Origin of the sequence: Bacillus safensis FO-36b, from assembly GCF_000691165.1 — a bacterium.
Lineage (GTDB): Bacteria > Bacillota > Bacilli > Bacillales > Bacillaceae > Bacillus > Bacillus safensis.
The window spans coordinates 1-19086 of the sequence record NZ_ASJD01000003.1 but is presented as its reverse complement, the minus strand read 5'-3'; the positions used below and the strand labels follow the sequence as shown (position 1 = coordinate 19086).

The window sequence follows — 19086 nt, the reverse complement described above, 5'->3', positions numbered from 1 at the left end:
AGCGTTTTCATCTTTTATCAGAAAAAAAGAGAAAGGGAAAGCCCTTTTCCAAAGAACTTCTCTTTCTCTTTTAATCTCATACACTCATTCATCTGGATACATCATGATTTTGACGCTCTCACCCTCAGGATGCCTCGCACATTCTATCGCCTGAAGCAGCTGGCTTAACGGATAACGATGCGTCACCATCTTTTCAGTGTTGACCACTTTTGCTTTCAAAAGCTCGAGGGCTTCACGATAATGATATGGATGCGAGGAATAGGCTCCTACTACCTTCACTTCATCATTAAAAAATCGTTCAGCAGGAATGGCCACATCTCCCTTTGGAAAATGAGCAAACACCAAAATCGTCCCGCCTCGCGCTACAGCCTGAAACGCCTCTTTTAAAAGCGCACTGCTCCCAACAGAAATAATGACGAGGTCTGCTCCCTTTCCATCTGTTTCTTTCATCACCCGGTTTTCCACCGGCTCGGCTGCTGGATGAAAGGAGACGTCTGCACCTAAACTCCTCGCTTGCAGCAGTCTGTTCTCATTCACGTCTGTTATCATCACTTTCCCAGCCAAATAATATTTGGCGAGCTGCAATTGAATACAGCCAATTTGCCCCGCTCCAAGGATCAAAACGGAATCTCCTGGGTGAACAGGAGCTCGTTCAAACCCGTGCAGGCAGCAGGCAACCGGTTCTACCATCGCCCCTTGCTCATACGATACGTCTTTTGGAAGCTTGCCCATCGTGTGCTTGACATGCAAAGCAGGTACACGGATATATTCTGAAAACCCGCCCGGCTCTACATTTGTGGCTGTAAACTGCGGACACATCGTATAAAAACCCTTTTGACAAAAGTCACAGGTGAAACAAGGCACATGATGTGCCACATAAACCCTGTCTCCCGTTTGGACATTTGTCACGTGCTTGCCGGTCTCGACAATATCACCAGCGATTTCATGCCCCAGCACTGTCCCAGGAGGTACTGTCTCATGTGTTGCTTTGTAAATATCCGTTCCACATAAGCCGCAGGCTCGCAGCTTTAACAAAACTTCATCATCACCGATGACTGGCCGGTTCCGCTCCTCATACCGAATGTCCTCTGAAGAATAAAAGACAGCTGATTTCATGTAGCGGCATCCTCCTTTTCATCACCCTTCGCAAAATCCTGCAACGTTTGAACAAGCTGCTTGTACTCACTCATCTCACTGGATATCCAGTAACGCCCTCCGAATATACGAGATGGACCCACCCTGACATAGACTTTCCCGATATGAGGATAAGGCTTTAAAAAAAGCTTTCCTTTAATATCAGAAACTGCATATGTGTGCCATCTGCCAAAAGCGCCTATCTTCAGTTGATCTTCACTAATGATGACGCTTGTCGGCTGGTTCAGTCCTGTAATACTAGAGAGCATGAGAATAGGCAGCGTATAAACGCCTAACACAGCTAACGGGTCAGGTCCTGCTGACCATAACGTATAAAGAGACCAGAGAAAAAACAGACAGATGAGCACAGCCGGAAGAAAAATAGACAACACTGCAGACGTTCGGCTATAAGCATGATGCTGCATAAGACTTCCTCCTTTCAAATCACTAGAAGGAGCCGGAAAAGCTCCTTCAGAAAATAGCCCTCTACTTGATATGATCAATGATTTTCTCGATATCATCTTCAATACCAAATCCAGTTAAAAAGGATAATGTTTGAATCACAGGTGTCCCTTTTGTATCACTTACAGGCGTTGTCGTCACAATTAAATCGGCGCCTTCCGCTTTTTGCGGGACTTCAGATGCCTTACACTGTTCCACCACGACATCATATCCTTTTTCCTTTAACGTCTCTTCTACCTTTTTAGCGACAACCGTTGATGTTGCAACTGCCGTTCCGCATGATACTAATATTTTCTTCGCCATTAGAATCCCTCCAGCTCATTTATTGTTCTTTCTGATCTAAGCCCATTTCTTTTGCATACTGCTTTTTAATATCATTTCGCACCCAGTACCATAGAAGCCCATAAGCCAGAGCACAGATGATGGCTGCAATAAAGTAAGGGTTGCTCGGATCAAGAAGTCTCACCATGATCCAAGGAATGACGTGAGAACCAAGATCAATACCTGAAATCATGTTTGCCCCTTCTGGGAAATCAAAGCCGACTGCTTTCCCCATGGTTGTCGCAAGCGGAGCAAGGTTCGTTGCGATAAAGAAGACAATCATTAATGTAAAAATACTGTTAATAAGGCCGCGAATAATATTTCCACGAGCGGCTGCTACTGCCCAGACAACTGTAAATGGCAGAACCGATAAGTCAGCAAACGGGAGCATGCCATTGTAAGGCAGAACAACTGCGAGCAAAATCGTAATCGGCACCATTAAAAGGGCTACCGCCATATTCGCTGGATGACCAATCACAATCGCTGTATCTAAACCAATATAGACATTTTTCCCTGGGAAACGCTTTTGAATATAAGAACGAGCGCCCTCAGAGATTGGAATGAGCCCTTCCATTAATAAAGCAACCATTCTTGGCATTAAGACAAGAACTGCCGCCATTTGAATACCGAGCGTCATCACGCCTTTTGCATCATAGCCGCCGAGAAGACCAATAATGATACCAAGTATGAGACCCATCACAAGCGGTTCGCCAAAAATGCCAAAGCGTTTCTTCAATGTTTCTGGATCAGCATGAATTTTGTTTAAACCAGGAATCTTATCTATGACGCGGTTGGACGCATACATGAGCGGGGCGAAGTTGACCGTTTCCGCATGAGCCATCGATACGCCTTTTAATCCGAAATGGTGTTCGATTGTCGGCGCCGTCCAATCGGCTAACTTTAGCGTGATCGCAGAGACGATCAAGCCAACAGCAAGAGCCAAGAACATATTATGATAAGCGTAGTAAGTAACAGAGGCTGCGAAAATCAAATGCCAGAAGTTCCAAATATCCACATTCAGCGTTTTCGTAAAGTTTACAGACAATAAGATGACATTTAATAAAAGCACAAGAGGAATCATGAGCGGGGCAACGGGTGTACCAAAGGATATGGCAGCTCCAATCGGCCATCCAACATCCAAAATATCGAGCTTTAGCCCAAGGGAATTAACCATGGCTTTTGCTGCTGGCCCAAGTCCGCTCACGAGCAAATTAATGACAAGATTGACACCAACAAATCCAATTCCGATCGTAATACCGGCCCTGAAGGATTTCTTAAAGCCCTGCCTTAAAATCATACCGAAAAGCGTCATAATAATCGGGAGCATAATAGTTGGTCCAAGGTCTAATATAAAATCGACGGCTTGCTTGATCATACATCCACCTCCTGAATTTTTCAGATAAAGCGCTTACATAATTTCGTGAGTGACTATTGGTTTAGTTCTTGCTGAAGCACGTCAACCGCTTTTTCATAAGATGTCATATAAGAGAGCTTCGTCATCACTTCTTCTTTTCTAAAAAGTGTCATCAGCTTCTCCAGCATCACAAGCTGTTTGCTAGGCTCAGAGATTGCTAGGACAAATACAATTTTGGCTTGCACTGTTTCATCAGGGCTTCCCATCTTATGAAAAATGACAGGTTCCTTTAAAGTAGCTACACTAATCGCTGGTTTGTTCACATGCTCAGGATCTGTATGCGGAATCGCTACCCCAAAGGCTGCAAGTGGAAGGCCTGTAGGATATGTTTTTTCTCTTTCAAGCACTGCTGGTAAAAAGCTCGATTTAATGTACCCTCCAGCTTCTAACCGCCCTGCTAAATATGTGGTCACCTCCTCTCTCGAAGATGCTTCGAACTGCAGCTTAATCAGTTGTTCATCTAACTCAAACAAGCTGTTCAAACAACCACCCCATTCATTTGGTATAAATATGAACACATGTAACAAAAGAAAGAACATTTTTAGAATAGAACCTTTTATAAAGCGCTTACAATTATGCGTTCTAAAAAATGTTCAATACCGTTACCTTTGTAAAGATATTATAATATTCAAAATTATAAGTCAATGTCCCTAGGGAAATTTAAATAAAAAAAGACGCAGTCATCACCGCGTCTCTTCCTTCTAATCTTCTATACTGCTTGTTAAATGTGGCTTCCTATATCTAAAAATTCAGATACAAATAGATTGTCTGTCTGCACTGCCATTTCTTCCTTTGTGCCAATTTTTTCGATTCTTCCTTCATTCATCACCACAACACGATCAGCAATATCAAATGCTTCTTCTTGATCATGTGTCACAAAAATGGTGGTCATTTGAAAGTCACGATGAACTTTTTTCAGCCAATGCCTTAATTCTTTCCTCACCTTTGTATCAAGTGCGCCAAAGGGTTCATCTAAGAGGAGTGCCTTCGGCTGAACGGCAAGTGCGCGCGCCAGTGCTACACGCTGCTTTTGCCCGCCTGACAGCTGCTCTGGATACCGCTGCTCAAACTTCGTAAGCTGAACAACCTCTAAAAGCTCATGTACCCGCTCTTTGATGTCTTTTTTAGGCAGTCTTTCTCCTCTAGGTTTAATTTTCAGTCCATATGCCACATTATCAAAAACCGTCATATTTCGAAAAAGCGCATATTGCTGAAACACAAAACCGATCTGCCGTTTTCGTACTGGAATGTGTGTGTAATCCTGATCTCCGAATAAAATCTGCCCGTTATTGGCGTAATCAAGACCTGCAATGATTCTTAATAACGTCGTCTTCCCAGAGCCAGACGGTCCTAATAAAGAGATCAATTCACCATTTCTTATCGATAAATCCACGTTTTGCAAAACCTTTGTCTGGCCAAATTGTTTTGATATTTGTTTTGCTGTAATCCCCAAGGCCGATCCCTCCATTTATGTTGACCGCTTGCCAAGCCGGTGATCCCTCTGCTGAATGATTTGCTTAATGATTAAAGTAATGACTGCCACAAACGCCATGAGAGACGCCACAGCAAAAGCGGCTTGAAATTGGTACTCATTGTATAAAATTTCGATATGAAGCGGCATCGTATTGGTTATGCCTCGAATATGACCTGATACAACCGACACGGCACCAAATTCACCAATCGCTCTTGCCCCGGCTAAAATGACACCGTAAAAAAGAGCCCATTTGATATTCGGCAGTGTCACAAAGAAAAAAGTCTTCCATCCGTTTGCACCAAGTGTGAGCGATGCTTCCTCCTCATGAATGCCTTCATGCTGCATAAACGGGATTAATTCTCTAGCAATAAACGGAAATGTAACGAATATGGTGGCTAGGATCATGCCTGGTACAGAATAAATGACTTTCCATCCATTCGCCATAAGCCAAGGTCCTAAAAGCCCGTTTGAACCAAATAAAAGCACAAATACAAGTCCAGCAATCACAGGCGAAACGGCAAACGGGAGGTCAATCACAGTCGTTAACAAACGTTTTCCGCGGAAGTTAAATTTTGTGATAAGCCATGCAGCACTCACCCCAAAGATCATTTGAAGCGGCAAGGTGACGACGACAATGAAAACGGTCAATTTGATCGCCGCTAGTGTATCTGGATGTGAGATGGCCAGAAGGTATGAACTCCACCCTTTCTCAAATGCCTTTGAAAAAACGGCGATCAGCGGTATAAGTAAAAATAAAATCAAAAAAGCATACACGACCGTAATCAATAGGATTTTCACTGCTTTAGATTCGGTTACAGGACTTTTATACCGAACATGGTGCTGATGACTAAACTTTCTCTCCAATGGTTTCACCTCACGTATACTTGTTTTTTCCGCTCAACATACCACTGAATGCCGTGAATCAATAACAGAATGAAAAATGAAAGAAGCAGCATCAAGCATGCAATTGCTGCTGCACCATGATAATCATATTGTTCAAGCTTGGACATGATCATCAGCGGTGTAATTTCTGTTTTAAACGGAATATTTCCAGCAATAAACACAACAGAGCCATATTCACCTAGCGCTCTTGCAAACGCAAGTGAAAATCCAGTCATCACCGCAGGAAACAAGGCCGGCAGCAGTATGTGAAAAAAGGTCTGTCTCCTTGTCGCACCAAGAATCGCCGCAGCCTCTTCCACTTCCTGCTGCAGCCCCTCTATCACAGGCTGAACGGTTCGGATAACGAATGGAATGCCAATAAAAATCAGTGCCAAAATAATCCCAATCGGTGTGTACGCCACCTTTATATGCAGAAATTGACCAATCCATCCATTAGGAGAATAAAGGGTGGTGAGGGCAATACCCGCAACAGCGGTTGGGAGAGCAAAAGGCAAATCAATGAGAGCATCTAAGATTTTCTTTCCAGGAAATGTGTACCTGGCGAGAACCCAGGCAATCAGTACACCAAACCCTGCATTGATGAGAGCAGCTGCAAAGGAAGTCGTCACGGTCAGCTGAAGCGACTTCAATACTCTTGCATCGGTAAATACCTTCCAAATCCCCTCTGCTCCTAATGAAGCCGTCCAAATAAATACCATGGATAAAGGAATGACGACAATCGCACTCACATAAACGAGCGTCACCCCAAGGCTCAGACCAAATCCAGGCAATATACGTTTTCTTTTATTGGCGGCTGCATGTGTTTTCTTCATCACATCGCCCCCTATTTTTGTCCGCTGTATATTTGATCAAATAAGCCGCCATCATCAAAAAATCTTTTCTGCGCTTTTCTCCACCCGCCAAACGCTTGATCAATCGTCACCATATCAATCTTTTTAAACTGGTCTTTATATTTGTTTAGGACTTCTTGATTTCTAGGGCGATAATAGTTTTTCGCCGCAATTTCCTGCCCTTTTTTAGAATATAAATAATCTAAATAAGCCTTCGCCACTTTCTCTGTTCCTTTACGTTTCACATTTTGATCAACAACCGCAACAGGCGGCTCCGCTAGAATACTAATTGATGGGGTGACAATCTCAAATTTGTCTTTGCCTAGTTCTTGCTGCGTTAAATAGGCTTCATTTTCCCATGCAATTAACACATCCCCAAGTCCGCGTTCAACAAAGGTCGTTGTGGCTCCCCGTGCACCTGAATCAAGGACTTCGACATGTTCATATAGCTTTTTGACAAAATCCTTTGTTTTTTCTTCATTCCCATGAAATGTTTTATCGGCGTAGGCCCATGCAGCTAAGTAATTCCATCTCGCACCGCCGGACGTTTTCGGATTTGGCGTAATGATGGACACACCTGGCCGAATCAAATCGTCCCAATCTTTAATGTTTTTGGGATTCCCTTTCTTCACAAGAAACACAATGGTCGATGTATACGGTGTGGACTGATTTGGAAATTCTTTTTGCCAATCTTTTGAAAGCAGTCCGCGATCTGCAATCGCATCAATGTCATACCCTAAAGCCAGTGTTGCCACATCTGCCTCGAGTCCATCAATAATCGATCTTCCCTGCTTTCCTGATCCACCGTGAGACTGCTTGATCGTGACATCCTCACCAGTTTTGTCTTTCCAATACGTCTGAAAGGCTTGATTGTATTCCTGATACAATTCACGTGTAGGATCATACGAAACATTTAACAGCTCAACCTTTCCCTTTTGCTTTGAAGCTTCGTTTGCGTTTGAGCATGCAGTACTCGTCACAGCCAAGACTAATATGATGGTCACGATAGAGACCCATTTCCACTTTTTCATGTTATCCCGCTCCCCGTTATCAAATAATAGTGACACCAACCTTGCCGTTTCACACGCAAAAAAGACCCTTAGCCACCTGAAATACATCACAGTTCTGTACTTCAAATTGCCAAGAGCCTTCGGTTGTCCGATCAGCTATGTATGATTGATGTTAGTCTATATATTATTCAAACTATTCACAGGTGTCAACTATGTTTTTTCATTTAAACAAAAAAAGAAACGCCATCTTGAAGAGGCGCTTCTTTTCCCGGGAAATGGTCTTAATCGGCAGATAGCTTTAAATTGACACCAACAGCGGTTCCATTTCTTGAGGAGTCAGCTACTCCTGTAAATGTCCCTGCTTTCCGATCAATGAGTAAGGCTTGCACATTTCCTATATCAATAGGTGAACTGCCAAAACGGTGACCCATGTCATTTAGCTTCGTTCTCACATCAAGGGGAACACCTACTTCGTAACGGTAAGAAGTTGGACTGTTTGTATAAATCCGCGGCTCTTCTACCGCATCTTGCAGCTCCATGTCGTATTCAAGCAAGTTTAGGATCGTTTGTGAAACAGAAGCAATAATGGTCGTTCCTCCAGGTGAGCCCACAGTCATGACCGGCTCGTTATCTTTGAATATGATGGTCGGGGTCATACTGGATAATGGACGTTTGTTTGGCTGGACTTCATTTGCTCCGCCTGGTCTTGCGTCAAAATCTGTTAGTTCGTTATTTAAGAAAAAGCCATATTCCGGAACAAGAATTCCTGTACCAAATAACTGTTCAATGGTTGTTGTGAATGACACGACATTTCCCCACTGATCGGCAACAGTAAAATGAGTGGTCTCGCCAATGGTTTTATCTTCTGGCTGCGGGACAATTGGGGATGGATTTTTTTCATCCTCATACGCCCATGGATCTCCTTCTTTCGGGTTTTTGTTCATTTGATCTAATTGAATGAGAGAAGCTCTTTTTGAAATGTAATCATCGTCTAGTAGTCCTTTTAGTGGAACATCTACGAATTCGGGGTCGCCTGCATATGCAGCACGGTCAGCATAGGAGAGATGCATTGTTTCAGCTAGCAGCTGATATTTTTCGAATGATTTGGGGTCATATTGTGATAGATTGAAGTGATCTAGTATTTTGAGTATTTGCAGCATAAACACACCGCCTGAGCTTGGTGGAGGCATACTTGCAAGCTGGTATCCTTTATAGTCCCCCCAGATAGGCTTGTCAGTCTTGACCTCATAACGACCAAGGTCATCAGTTGTCATCGTTCCGCCAAAATCTTGGACTGTCTTTGCAAGTGCTTTTGCTACTTTTCCTTCATAAAATGCTTTGCTTCCTTTTTTTGCAATCAGCTTAAATGTTTTCGCAAGACCTGGCTGTACAAGCAGATCGCCTTCTTTGAGCGGCTGATCATCTGGAAGAAAGATTGGCGCTGCGGCCGTTTTTTTCAGCTTTTCTTGATGATCTTCAATGGCTTTTGCCAGAACAGAATCGATTTCAAATCCATCCTCTGCAAGCTGAATGGAAGGCTCAATCAATTCCTTCATCGAACGGGTTCCCCACTTATCTAATGCTGCCTCGAGACCTTTTACTGTCCCTGGGACACCAACCGCATTACCGTGTGTGGACCGCTCAGCAAATGGGATGACTTTTCCCTCATCCGTTAAAAACATGTCAGGTGTTGCGCCCTGTGGTGCTCGTTCTCTACTATTGATGATGGATGTTTCTTTTGTCTTTCCATCATAAACCATCATAAAACCACCGCCGCCAATTCCAGACATCATTGGCTCTGTCACATTCAGTGCGTACTGGATGGCAACAGCAGCATCCACTGCGTTTCCACCTTTCTTCAATACATCAGCACCTACTTCTGATGCCAGCGGGTGAGCAGTAGCCACCATGCCATCTTTACCAACAGCTACTTTACTCCCATGAGATTCGTTCGCATTGACTTGGCTGACAGGCAGAAAAAACGAGAAAACAAACAGACATATGGACAAAACAGTTAGAGAAATGCGTTTCATGAACAACACCCCTTCCATATTCTTACTTTGACCTTACCGACTTCTTGACCAGAATACAATAGATTATTCTAAAATTTCAAAAATTTTCATCCTATCATCCTACATTTCCCAAATCAAACATTGTTTTTCAAAACATATGACGCACTCACTCATTAGGAATAAAGACACATCATTTCCAACGATTCAGCTTCAAGGTATAATAAACACAACAAAGAGGGGGAAAAGCATTGAACAACAAATGCAGATTATTTTGGGAAGACTATTGGAAAGAGAAATCAGAAAAAGCACCTGCTGACGCGTTTGTTTCGGCGTGGGCATTCGGCTCAGATCCTGATCATTTGCTTGATCTTGTAAAGCAAGGAAAAAAAACAGCCACTTGTTCTGGACACCTTTTTTATGAAAAGGAACAGGAGCCGCTTCCACAACCCGGACAATATGCGGTCATTTTGGACAGCCAAGAAGAGCCAAAAGCCATCATTGAAATTACACATGTAGATGTCATGCCAATGAATGAAGTCCCCGTATCATTTGCACAAGCAGAGGGTGAAGGCGACTTATCTTATGACTATTGGTACAGAGAACATAAAGAATTTTTCACAGAAGCACTCCAATCATACGGTTTAGAATTCAAAGAGGATATGCTTCTTGTTTGTGAACGGTTTAAGCTGATTCATTCAGCTTCTTAGCCTTTAAGCGGCGCCAAATATGGCCCGCTTTTTTCGTGGCTTTTCCCCTTTTAGAAAAAGGTGTGTTGAGATCACATCTTTAGGTCAGAATAAGATCAAATAGAAAAAGTGAAGAAATTTTCGACTACACCTGTTTTTTTTCGACAAAAGAATATATAATTATTTGATGTGTGCATTGTCTCATTTATACAATGGAGGGTTTTTACATGTTAAAAAGGAAAAAAGACAAGTTTTCCGTCTTGTTAACGGAAATTGCTAAAAATTTAGATGAAACTGCTGAGTATTTTGTTAGCTATAAAGTAACAAATCAAACCACTCTGAAAGAATTTTCTGACACATTGAAGGAATATGAGACAAAAGGTGATAATCATGTTCATACCATGATTAAAGAGCTGAACAAAGCCTTTATTACACCGATTGAACGTGAAGACATTCTTCAATTGACGAATAGCCTCGATGATGTTTTAGATGGAATTGAGCATTTTTCCGCAACATTAGAAATTTACTCAATTACAAGCTCTGACGAACATATCGACAAATTCAGCCACTACATCAGAGAGTGTGCCAAAGAAATTTTAATCACAATTGATCTACTAGCTGAAAATCGCTTGAAAGATATTCATCCGCACGCAATCAAGATCAAAGAGATTGAACATAATTGTGACAATCTTCATCGTAAATCATTAAAGAACTTGTTTGGAAAAGAAACAGATCCAATTAAAGTGATTCAATACAAAGAAATTTACGAAACACTTGAAGAAATCGCTGATTCCTGTCAAAGTGTTGCCAACAATCTAGAAACAATCATTATGAAGAATGCGTAACGGGGTTAGTTAAACATGGACACATTACTCATCCTTACCATACTTATTGTCATTTGTGCACTTGCTTTTGATTTCATTAACGGGTTCCACGATACAGCAAATGCCATTGCGACTTCAGTTTCAACGAAGGCATTAAAGCCTAGACATGCGATCATCATGGCAGCGTTCATGAACTTCTTAGGAGCAATGACATTTACAGGTGTGGCAAAATCCATTACAAAAGATATCGCAGATCCATTTACGCTTCAAAACGGCTCTGTTGTGATCTTGGCTGCTTTAATTGCCGCCATCACATGGAACTTGCTTACTTGGTATTACGGGATTCCGAGTAGTTCTTCACATGCATTAATCGGATCAATTGCAGGTGCGGTTATTGCTTCTGCCGGTTTTGGCGCTTTAAACTATTCGGGATTCATTAAAATCATTCAAGCACTTTTGCTTTCACCTATCCTAGCTTTCGTATTGGGATATATCGTGTATACCATTATCAAAATTATATTTAGAAACAACAATCTCGCAAAAACAAATAAACAATTCCGACGTGTTCAAATTTTAACGGCTGCACTGCAATCGTATACCCATGGGACAAACGATGCGCAAAAAGCGATGGGAATTATTACGATGGCTTTAATTGCAGGTAATTTGCATACAACAGACGACATTCCTTTCTGGGTACAATTCTCTTGTGCGCTTGCAATGGGACTCGGTACTTCTATCGGCGGCTGGAAGATTATCAAAACAGTCGGCGGTAAAATTATGAAAATTCGTCCAGTAAACGGAGTATCTGCAGACTTAACGGGTGCAGCTATTATCTTCGGTGCGACGTTTATTCACTTACCTGTTAGTACGACTCACGTTATCTCATCTTCTATTCTAGGTGTAGGTTCTGCACACAGAGTCAAAGGGGTTAACTGGGGTACAGCAAAACGTATGCTTGTCACTTGGGTGATTACATTACCGATTTCAGGAACTCTAGGAGCTCTTATATACTTTGTGTTAAATGCGATTCTCTAATATCAAAGACCTGTCTGACAGGTCTTTTTTTATTTGCCCGCACACTTAAAACCGTCCTTCTACAGGACATTTTTTCATGAAGCAGGGTTTCCAATCATATCCATAGAAATAAACAAGTATTCATCTGTCTATGGGAGAGAAGAACATGCTATTATTTTTTCAATTGACTGTATGGTTATTGCTAGGTGCTCTTGCTGTGTATGTATTTGCGGTTTGGCGCTTTGAACAAAAAGTAAAAGAAAAGATGTTTGCCATTCGTAAAACGTGGTATTGGATTTATGTAGCGGGTGCTGTTGTGTACTGGACAAATGACCCCTCTTCTATCTTCACTGATTGGATGCACTACTTGATCATTGCCGTATTTTTCGCATTAACTGATACTTTCATCTTTCTTAGCTCCTATATTAAAAAACTCGGAAATCATGAGCTGGAAACCGACACCCATCAACTCCTTGAACAAAATAACGATCTGCTTCATTCTTACCTCAATAAACTAAAAACGTACCAATACCTATTGAAAAATGAACCGATCCATGTATATTATGGAAGTGTAGAGGCATATATAGAGGGAATTGAGCGGCTGATTTATTCTTTTGCCGACAAGATGAATATTCAAGCGGTGCTTTGTCCATACGATATGCAGGAACAAAAAGACGACCTGCTTCGGACACTTGACCAGCGGGCTCTTATTCAGGCGAAGCTTGACAGGCAGGAAGTATATTACGATGATTTCGGTCATTTGGTGCTCATCCCATTTTCTGTAGCAGATGCTCATTTTGTCATTAAGCTCACCTCCGATGAGATTGTCACGGAGTTCGACTATTTATTAATGACATCACTTACAACAATTTATGACCTAATCTTGCCTGACGAAGAGGAAGGTGATGAAGATGGACCACGCACTTCAAGGGGATAACAACAATCCTAAGAAAAACCCTTTTAAGATTTTAAAGAAAAAACGCCATATCAGTATGGCCGATTATAAGGTAAGCCCCCATACTGAGCGAATTTTTAAAAAGAATGAACAGCTTCTGGATGAGTATAAAAATAAAAAGGCTTGATTACACTAAAGGACGCGGAACGAAATCCGCGTCCTGCTTCCATTTTCACATAGACTTGCATACAATACACTATACGCTGCAACGATTGAGGTGCCAAAATGAAAAAGAAAATCAAACAACTGAGATATGTTCAGTTTGCCGAATATCAGCCGTCCCCATATACTAAGCGTTTAATTGAAAAGAGTGAAACAGCCATCCAATCATACAAACAGAAACACTCACTGATTTAACAGTTTAAGCAGCTTCTCCTTCGTTTTAGGACCGTATATTCCATCACTTGTCAAACCGTTCACCAGCTGAAAGCGCGCTACGGCATTCGCCGTTTTTTCTCCGTAAACACCATCGATGCCTTTATCTGCAGCCGATTTATCAGGATAAAAATAAACAGCAGCAAGCGCTTTTTGGACGAGGCGTACGTGCTCTCCCTTCGTTAGAGGCGAAGTCACCTTTAAAATCCCATCTGGCAGCTCATACATCATTTTTCCATCATTTCGATAAATTTTGAGAACCTGTCCAATTTGAATCTTATTCGGGTCGCTAATGTTATTCCACTTCTGAAGATCTTGAACTGTGACGTCATGAGCTTTGGCAATACTCGTTAACGTATCCCCGCTTTTGACGACATACGTGATGACCGTCTCAGGGTCTCCTGCCGTTTCAATTCCTTTTTTAAATTCATCCCATGTAGCGAGAAGCAGGCGCGGACATGCTTTTCCAGACCAGTGCTGATGTGTGACCACATTCGCTAGTGGAATATTATGCTCTTTCAGCAGCTTTTGGATGAGCCATTGCGCATGTTTGACCGCTTGCTGGAAATTTCCATCTTCATTTTCACAAATTTCAATGCCGATCGACTTTCTGTTCCCATTTCCATGTCCGTCCCCTGCATGCCAGCCATTTTCATTTAACGGCAGATGCTGAAAGATTTCATGATCATCCACTGTAAAGTGCCAGCTTTCCGCTGTCGTTGGGCGTTTCACATATGCCGCATGACTTTTCGCATCCGCTCCCTTTGACGTGTTTGCTGTGTTATGCACCGTCACATACATCGGTGTCATGGCGTATCCTGGGCGGTTCCCGTTTCCAACTGGAATAAAATCTTGATAAATTTCTACCATGTTCTGCACTCCCTTTTGCTAAATTGAATTGATCTTTCTCATCAATTGGTGGCGTTCGTAAGACAACTTGGGTTTGTTTTAGTGATAAGACTATGGTAAAATTTGAATTCAATCCACTCTTTTTAGTAATGAAAACGCAAAAATGAAGAAAAAAACAGGAATTAATTCCATTTTTCCTTGATTTTATGTTAAAATTGTTAAAAATAAGCCGATATTAAAAGTAAGTAATAGCTTCATTAGCTATTTAGTCCTATATGGACTTTTCTTTTACGCCAAAAACAGAACATACGTTTGCATGGAGGTTTTTAAATGACTGGTTTTTTAACCCATTTAGAAGAAGAGATTAAGCGGTTATATGCCAAATTACAAATAAGCGGTCCTGCTTATAGAGACATGCAAAGGATCGCTTCTGAATTTCATGTATGGGTCCACTATGAGGATACTGGCAGCATGATGATCAAACATCAAGGTCTTTACAGTATTATATTAAACAGATCTCTATCGTCAGAGGAACAATGGCAGGATTTTGCCCACGAGCTTTGTCATGTGCTGAAGCATGCAGGCAATCATTTCAAGATGCACAAACTCTTTCGAGAACTGCAAGAGTTTCAGGCTAAACAATTCATGTATCACTTTTGTGTGCCGACCTTTATGCTGATGCAAATGAAGCTTCCAAACCTTCGGCAGCAAGCCATTTTGCACATTGCGCAAACATTTCATGTCACCTGGGCTTTCGCTGAAAAGCGGCTGGCCTTGTTCGAACAGCGGAAAGCAGGCATTCGCTTCCAACAAGAGTTTACATCTTATTTAATGAAAGCCGAGAAGGTCGCGGAAAAAGAAGCTGTTTATCAAACGTAAGCCTCTTCTGCATAGGGCGACAGGGTTTATCCATAAAGATTTAATACTTGCTTGAGTACATTTGTGTACCGATAAAATTGCTCATTTTGCGTTTCACGGCGATAGCGCCGTCTAAAGTCTTGAAAGAATGCTCTTCTTTGCGCCTGACTGATTTCAAGTTGTACACTTTTTCCAGTCAGACATTGATTATTAATATTGTGAGGATGTGTTCCAGAATAGCGATCAGATTCAGATAGCAGCACTGCGGGGAATCCATTAAGCGTTAAACGTTTCACTGTTTCTGCCGCTTTTTCTCTGTCTGTCCCGCCCACTAATGTTTGAAGCACCTCCGTTTCCCCGTAGCCATGGAGCGCAAACGTGTAATGATGGGCATGCACTAGAGAAAGGCAGACCGGCTCATTGAAACGTGTGCTTGTAATGTGAAGCACATGATTGCCTTTCACTTTAAGGCCTTCAAATAAATACATAGAATCATCACTTGCGATTTCATGAATGAGCTCACTCACGCCGGATTCAATTCCCCCAGCATGAGGGGACAAAACCAAAAGCTGGTCTCCTTTCCGCTCGTGAAGAATTTGATAGTCGATTCCCTCTCTTTCATGAGCGGAAAGCTCTTCATAACTTTGATATGTATCAATGATTTGCGTCATTCCATCTTCCCCATTTCTCTATATGAGCATAAGTCTACTGATCTTAAATTCTTTTGTAAAGGGATTTCGCATGACCTATCGACTTAATACATCCTTAAATTTTCCTTATCTTTTCGGCTATCTGTTGAATTTTGAGAAAAAATGACCGATAATTGAAATGAATAGAACTTTTGGACTATATGAATCTTTTTGTATTCTCTCTCATAAATTAGAAATATTGTGATCTACATCTGGAGGAATTCATGTTAAAAAAGAAAACCACCATCACCTTTGTCATCTTAATCCTTAGCTTCGCTGGCATCATTTACTGGAAATGCTTTTCTCTTCAAGGCGTATCTCACGGAACCTTTATCCGCTCGATGACATCACCTGACGGAACATATATCATCAACACCTATCGACATAGCGGAGGGAAACTAAAGGAGAACGCAGTTAGAGCAGAAATTGAAAACAAACTCACCCACCGAAAGAAAACGATTTACTGGAAATACCCTGATAAAGACCCTCTCATCAAATGGAAAAATGGACAGCTTGTTCAAATTGGGCATGAATTTTTAAATGTGGTAAAGGGAGAAACATACGATTATCGCTTTGACCGGAACAAAAGAAAATAGCGATCAAAAAAAACGAATCCCTCTTGGATTCGTTTTTTACGTTGACATCACATGCTGCATGAATTCTTTCATTTCTTTACTTACGCTCGTCAGCCGTTCCACAATTTCACTAAACTCTGTCACAAGTAAAGCCTGCTCTGATGATGAACCTTTCATATGGTCCATACTCTCAAGTAATGTATGTATATTAGAGGAAATCCCTTGCAGTGAACTTTCAATATTTTCTGTTGCACGTGAAGTTTCACTTGAAAGCTTTTGAACCTCACTGGCTACAACACTAAATCCAGCCCCCTCTTTTCCTGCCCTGGCTGCTTCGATTGACGCATTCAATCCCAGCAAACTTGTTTGTTTCGAAATGCCCTTAATCATTTTTGTAATATCAGATGTTTTTTTCGAGCTTTCAAGTGTTTGCTGCGTTTGTAAGGTCATTTCCTCACTTGTCGCAGAAAGCTCTTCTGAATGTGCCGCCACCACATGCACCTTTTCTTGAATACTTTGAATGATGTCATTTAATGACTCCATATATGCTTCAAGCTCTAATTGATTTTTAAGTGGAAAACCTAAAGCGAGTGCGCCGATAACTTGTTGATTTTCATCAAAAATTGGCAGACCCATTGCATTTAACGGTATTCCGTAAACCGATTCAGGCACAAACATACTTGATGTCTCACCTCTGAGCGCTTTTTTCATATTTAAATCATCTGGCTTAATAAGTTCTCCAGCTCGAATTTGAAAATCAACATCTTTCGATGGCAAATACAGCAAGAATTTCTCTCGATCAATGACACCCATCGTCACTTCGTTTTTTAAAATCTGCATCATATAAGGTGCTGCTGTCACAATACTCTGTAGTATATCCAATTTCTCTACCCCCTTATATAGTTTATCGGTCGTTCTTCTTAAATTAATAGTTACTTTTTAAAATAATGATAATGATTAGAAGAAATTCTTCTTATTTACGAGTAAAAAGAAGTACTTTTCCTTTCTATATTCAAACGTAAATTTGCTATAATTAATGAATCGACATATGATGAAATGGTCATGTAACCATTTTGTATATTCATTGGAGGCGCATGTTGTGACACAACCCATGAAATATGAGCGGGCAATCGTCATTGGCGGAGGTATCACCGGGATGCTCGCTGCAAAAGTTTTATCAACGTTTTATCATCAAGTTTTGATGATTGAAAAGGATGAACTGCCAGACGCTCCTGAGAATCGTCTCGGCACTCCTCAAGCCTTTCATCCACATAGAATGCTGCCACTTGGCAAGCAAATCGTTGAACGTCTATTCCCTGGTTATACAAAAGAGTTACTGGCAATGGGCGGATTTAATACCATGCATCAAACCTCTCGATTTATCACAAAAGATGGCGAATTAACGCTCACTGATAGAGAAGAAACCGCCGTCACAAGACGTGCAATGCTAGAGTGGGTGCTGATGCAAAGAATAGTAAAAGAGGAACGTGTGCAGTTTTTAGAAAAACATGAAGCCATCTCTCTTCAGTTTAAAGAGGGAACAAATCAGGTCATGGGGCTCATTGTGAAAGACCGGCAAGTAAAACCTGGAAGCATTCATAAAATGAAAGCAGACTTAGTGATCGATACGTCTGGAAGAATGTCCAAATTGCCAAAATGGCTGAAAGACGCTGGATGGACCTTACCAAAGACTGATGAGTTACATGTGTTTCTAGGCTACAGCACAAGATATTATCACATACCATCAGGGGCCCCACCCCTGCAATCAATGGTCGTAGTTGGCCAGCCAGACAAGCAAATCCCAACAGGACTGTTTGAACGGGTAGATCATGATTTAGTGGCTGTTCTTCTTTCTGCAGCTGGCGGTTCACATTATCCAACAACGGATGCTGATCAATTTGATTCAGAAACCGCTGCACTGACCCACCCCGCGATAGCAGAAGCCATCACCCATTTAACGCCCTTTACAAAACCAAAAGGATTTAGAGTTCCTTCTTGCGTGAGACATCACTATGAACACATGCAGGATTGGCCAAGTGGATTATTGGTGATGGGCGATGCCTTGTGTACGTTAGATCCCATTCATGGACAGGGCATGACAAAGGCAGCCCTCGAAGCAGAAACACTTGACCGTATGCTCAAACTAGCACAAAAAAATGAGCGGCTGTCTTTTGAAAAGGACACATTACAACAAATGCAGCAAGCGAGTGAACTTGGCTGGTGGCTTTGTGCGATTGCTGATATGGCGTGGGACGGTGTCGAGTTAAAAGGAGAAGCAACCATCCCCCACTTGACGTTCGTACAGGAATTTTTAAATCGCTACGTACAATTCGCCATTGTGACAAAACAGCCCAAACGACTTGAAGCGTATCACCGGATGCATTCTTTCTTAACAGAACCGAGAGAAATCATCAACTTAGAACAGCTGAACGACATGATTCAAGCTGACACCTCAGGAGAAACCGGTGAATGGTGGAAGCAATGGGATCAAAAGAACGATGAAGGCAACCGAGCTTTTTTCCATGAAGCGGTTCCTGACTTTCGTCTAAAGCACTTGCTGTCATTTGAATGAAATAAAAAAAGCCCCTCTCAAAGGGGCTTTTTCATTAACGTAATAATTGAAGTACGTTTTGTGGCTGCTGGTTTGCTTGCGCTAACATTGCTTGAGATGCTTGAGAAAGAATGTTGTTCTTTGTGAACT

Annotated in this window: 23 protein-coding genes; 9 read left to right on the top strand and 14 right to left on the bottom strand. The window is 41.7% G+C overall.

The window, feature by feature from the left end:
- Positions 1-84 precede the first annotated feature (84 nt).
- The 10 genes from BA81_RS07960 to ggt all read right to left on the bottom strand — a co-directional run bounded on the left by BA81_RS07960 (position 85) and on the right by ggt (position 9581).
- Entirely contained in the window at positions 85-1116 is a 1032-nt protein-coding gene (locus BA81_RS07960) for an alcohol dehydrogenase catalytic domain-containing protein (protein WP_034281479.1), read from the bottom strand.
- On the bottom strand, positions 1113-1559 hold the full coding sequence (locus BA81_RS07955; RefSeq protein ID WP_034281478.1) for a hypothetical protein: 447 nt from the start codon (positions 1557-1559) through the stop codon (positions 1113-1115). The genes BA81_RS07960 and BA81_RS07955 overlap by 4 nt, the downstream gene beginning before the upstream one ends.
- Positions 1560-1620: 61 nt before the next feature.
- Complete coding sequence (locus tag BA81_RS07950) at positions 1621-1899, bottom strand: PTS sugar transporter subunit IIB (RefSeq protein ID WP_003212259.1); 279 nt, start codon at positions 1897-1899, stop codon at positions 1621-1623.
- Between the two features lie 19 nt (positions 1900-1918).
- On the bottom strand, positions 1919-3292 hold the full coding sequence (locus BA81_RS07945; RefSeq protein WP_034281477.1) for a PTS galactitol transporter subunit IIC: 1374 nt from the start codon (positions 3290-3292) through the stop codon (positions 1919-1921).
- Positions 3293-3345: 53 nt separating this feature from the next.
- Positions 3346-3813 (bottom strand): PTS sugar transporter subunit IIA, encoded by a 468-nt coding sequence (locus tag BA81_RS07940; protein ID WP_034281476.1) that lies wholly within the window; start codon positions 3811-3813, stop codon positions 3346-3348.
- A 239-nt stretch (positions 3814-4052) separates the two neighbouring features.
- Positions 4053-4784 (bottom strand): sulfate/molybdate ABC transporter ATP-binding protein, encoded by a 732-nt coding sequence (locus BA81_RS07935; protein ID WP_051627336.1) that lies wholly within the window; start codon positions 4782-4784, stop codon positions 4053-4055.
- A gap of 15 nt (positions 4785-4799) precedes the next feature.
- Positions 4800-5669: a sulfate ABC transporter permease subunit CysW gene (gene cysW / locus BA81_RS07930; protein ID WP_034281475.1), complete on the bottom strand. Its 870-nt coding sequence runs from the start codon at positions 5667-5669 to the stop codon at positions 4800-4802.
- A 5-nt stretch (positions 5670-5674) separates the two neighbouring features.
- Entirely contained in the window at positions 5675-6520 is an 846-nt protein-coding gene (gene cysT, locus BA81_RS07925; RefSeq protein WP_034281474.1) for a sulfate ABC transporter permease subunit CysT, read from the bottom strand.
- A gap of 11 nt (positions 6521-6531) precedes the next feature.
- A complete protein-coding gene (locus tag BA81_RS07920; RefSeq protein WP_034281473.1) occupies positions 6532-7569 on the bottom strand; it encodes a sulfate ABC transporter substrate-binding protein in 1038 nt (345 codons plus the stop codon).
- Positions 7570-7829: 260 nt separating this feature from the next.
- Entirely contained in the window at positions 7830-9581 is a 1752-nt protein-coding gene (gene ggt / locus BA81_RS07915) for a gamma-glutamyltransferase (RefSeq protein WP_034281472.1), read from the bottom strand.
- Between the two features lie 227 nt (positions 9582-9808).
- Between ggt and BA81_RS07910 the strand changes: the two genes are divergently transcribed.
- The 6 genes from BA81_RS07910 (at position 9809) to BA81_RS19840 (ending at position 13396) form a co-directional block, all read left to right on the top strand.
- On the top strand, positions 9809-10267 hold the full coding sequence (locus tag BA81_RS07910; RefSeq protein WP_024424958.1) for an ASCH domain-containing protein: 459 nt from the start codon (positions 9809-9811) through the stop codon (positions 10265-10267).
- A gap of 206 nt (positions 10268-10473) precedes the next feature.
- A complete protein-coding gene (locus BA81_RS07905) occupies positions 10474-11091 on the top strand; it encodes a DUF47 domain-containing protein (protein ID WP_024426775.1) in 618 nt (205 codons plus the stop codon).
- Positions 11092-11106: 15 nt separating this feature from the next.
- Positions 11107-12105: an inorganic phosphate transporter gene (locus BA81_RS07900; protein WP_017359158.1), complete on the top strand. Its 999-nt coding sequence runs from the start codon at positions 11107-11109 to the stop codon at positions 12103-12105.
- A 145-nt stretch (positions 12106-12250) separates the two neighbouring features.
- A complete protein-coding gene (locus tag BA81_RS07895; RefSeq protein WP_034281471.1) occupies positions 12251-13021 on the top strand; it encodes a type II toxin-antitoxin system SpoIISA family toxin in 771 nt (256 codons plus the stop codon).
- Positions 12996-13166, top strand: a complete 171-nt coding sequence (locus BA81_RS07890; protein ID WP_024424961.1) for a type II toxin-antitoxin system SpoIISB family antitoxin — start codon at positions 12996-12998, stop codon at positions 13164-13166. Before BA81_RS07895 ends, BA81_RS07890 begins: the two co-directional genes overlap by 26 nt.
- A gap of 98 nt (positions 13167-13264) precedes the next feature.
- Complete coding sequence (locus tag BA81_RS19840; protein ID WP_120207232.1) at positions 13265-13396, top strand: type II toxin-antitoxin system SpoIISB family antitoxin; 132 nt, start codon at positions 13265-13267, stop codon at positions 13394-13396.
- On the opposite strand, the gene BA81_RS07885 is transcribed toward BA81_RS19840, so the two are convergent.
- Positions 13385-14284, bottom strand: a complete 900-nt coding sequence (locus tag BA81_RS07885; protein ID WP_034281470.1) for an N-acetylmuramoyl-L-alanine amidase — start codon at positions 14282-14284, stop codon at positions 13385-13387. The genes BA81_RS19840 and BA81_RS07885 overlap by 12 nt on opposite strands.
- A gap of 309 nt (positions 14285-14593) precedes the next feature.
- Here BA81_RS07885 and BA81_RS07880 point away from each other — a divergent pair, with 309 nt between their 5' ends.
- Positions 14594-15142, top strand: coding sequence for an ImmA/IrrE family metallo-endopeptidase (locus tag BA81_RS07880; protein WP_024424963.1), 549 nt, complete (start codon positions 14594-14596; stop codon positions 15140-15142).
- Between the two features lie 26 nt (positions 15143-15168).
- On the opposite strand, the gene BA81_RS07875 is transcribed toward BA81_RS07880, so the two are convergent.
- Positions 15169-15792, bottom strand: a complete 624-nt coding sequence (locus tag BA81_RS07875) for a poly-gamma-glutamate hydrolase family protein (RefSeq protein WP_024424964.1) — start codon at positions 15790-15792, stop codon at positions 15169-15171.
- A 242-nt stretch (positions 15793-16034) separates the two neighbouring features.
- On the opposite strand from BA81_RS07875, the gene BA81_RS07870 reads away from it, so the two are divergent.
- Positions 16035-16406: a DUF5412 domain-containing protein gene (locus BA81_RS07870; RefSeq protein WP_024426772.1), complete on the top strand. Its 372-nt coding sequence runs from the start codon at positions 16035-16037 to the stop codon at positions 16404-16406.
- 36 nt (positions 16407-16442) lie between these two features.
- Here BA81_RS07870 and BA81_RS07865 read toward each other — a convergent pair whose 3' ends face one another.
- Entirely contained in the window at positions 16443-17267 is an 825-nt protein-coding gene (locus BA81_RS07865) for a methyl-accepting chemotaxis protein (RefSeq protein ID WP_034281469.1), read from the bottom strand.
- Between the two features lie 217 nt (positions 17268-17484).
- On the opposite strand from BA81_RS07865, the gene BA81_RS07860 reads away from it, so the two are divergent.
- The gene (locus BA81_RS07860) at positions 17485-18957 is read left to right on the top strand and encodes an NAD(P)/FAD-dependent oxidoreductase (protein ID WP_051627335.1); all 1473 of its coding nucleotides are present in this window, start codon (positions 17485-17487) and stop codon (positions 18955-18957) included.
- Positions 18958-18991: 34 nt separating this feature from the next.
- On the opposite strand, the gene BA81_RS19185 is transcribed toward BA81_RS07860, so the two are convergent.
- On the bottom strand, positions 18992-19086 hold a 95-nt coding region (locus tag BA81_RS19185), incomplete at its 5' end, for a flagellin (protein ID WP_282707039.1).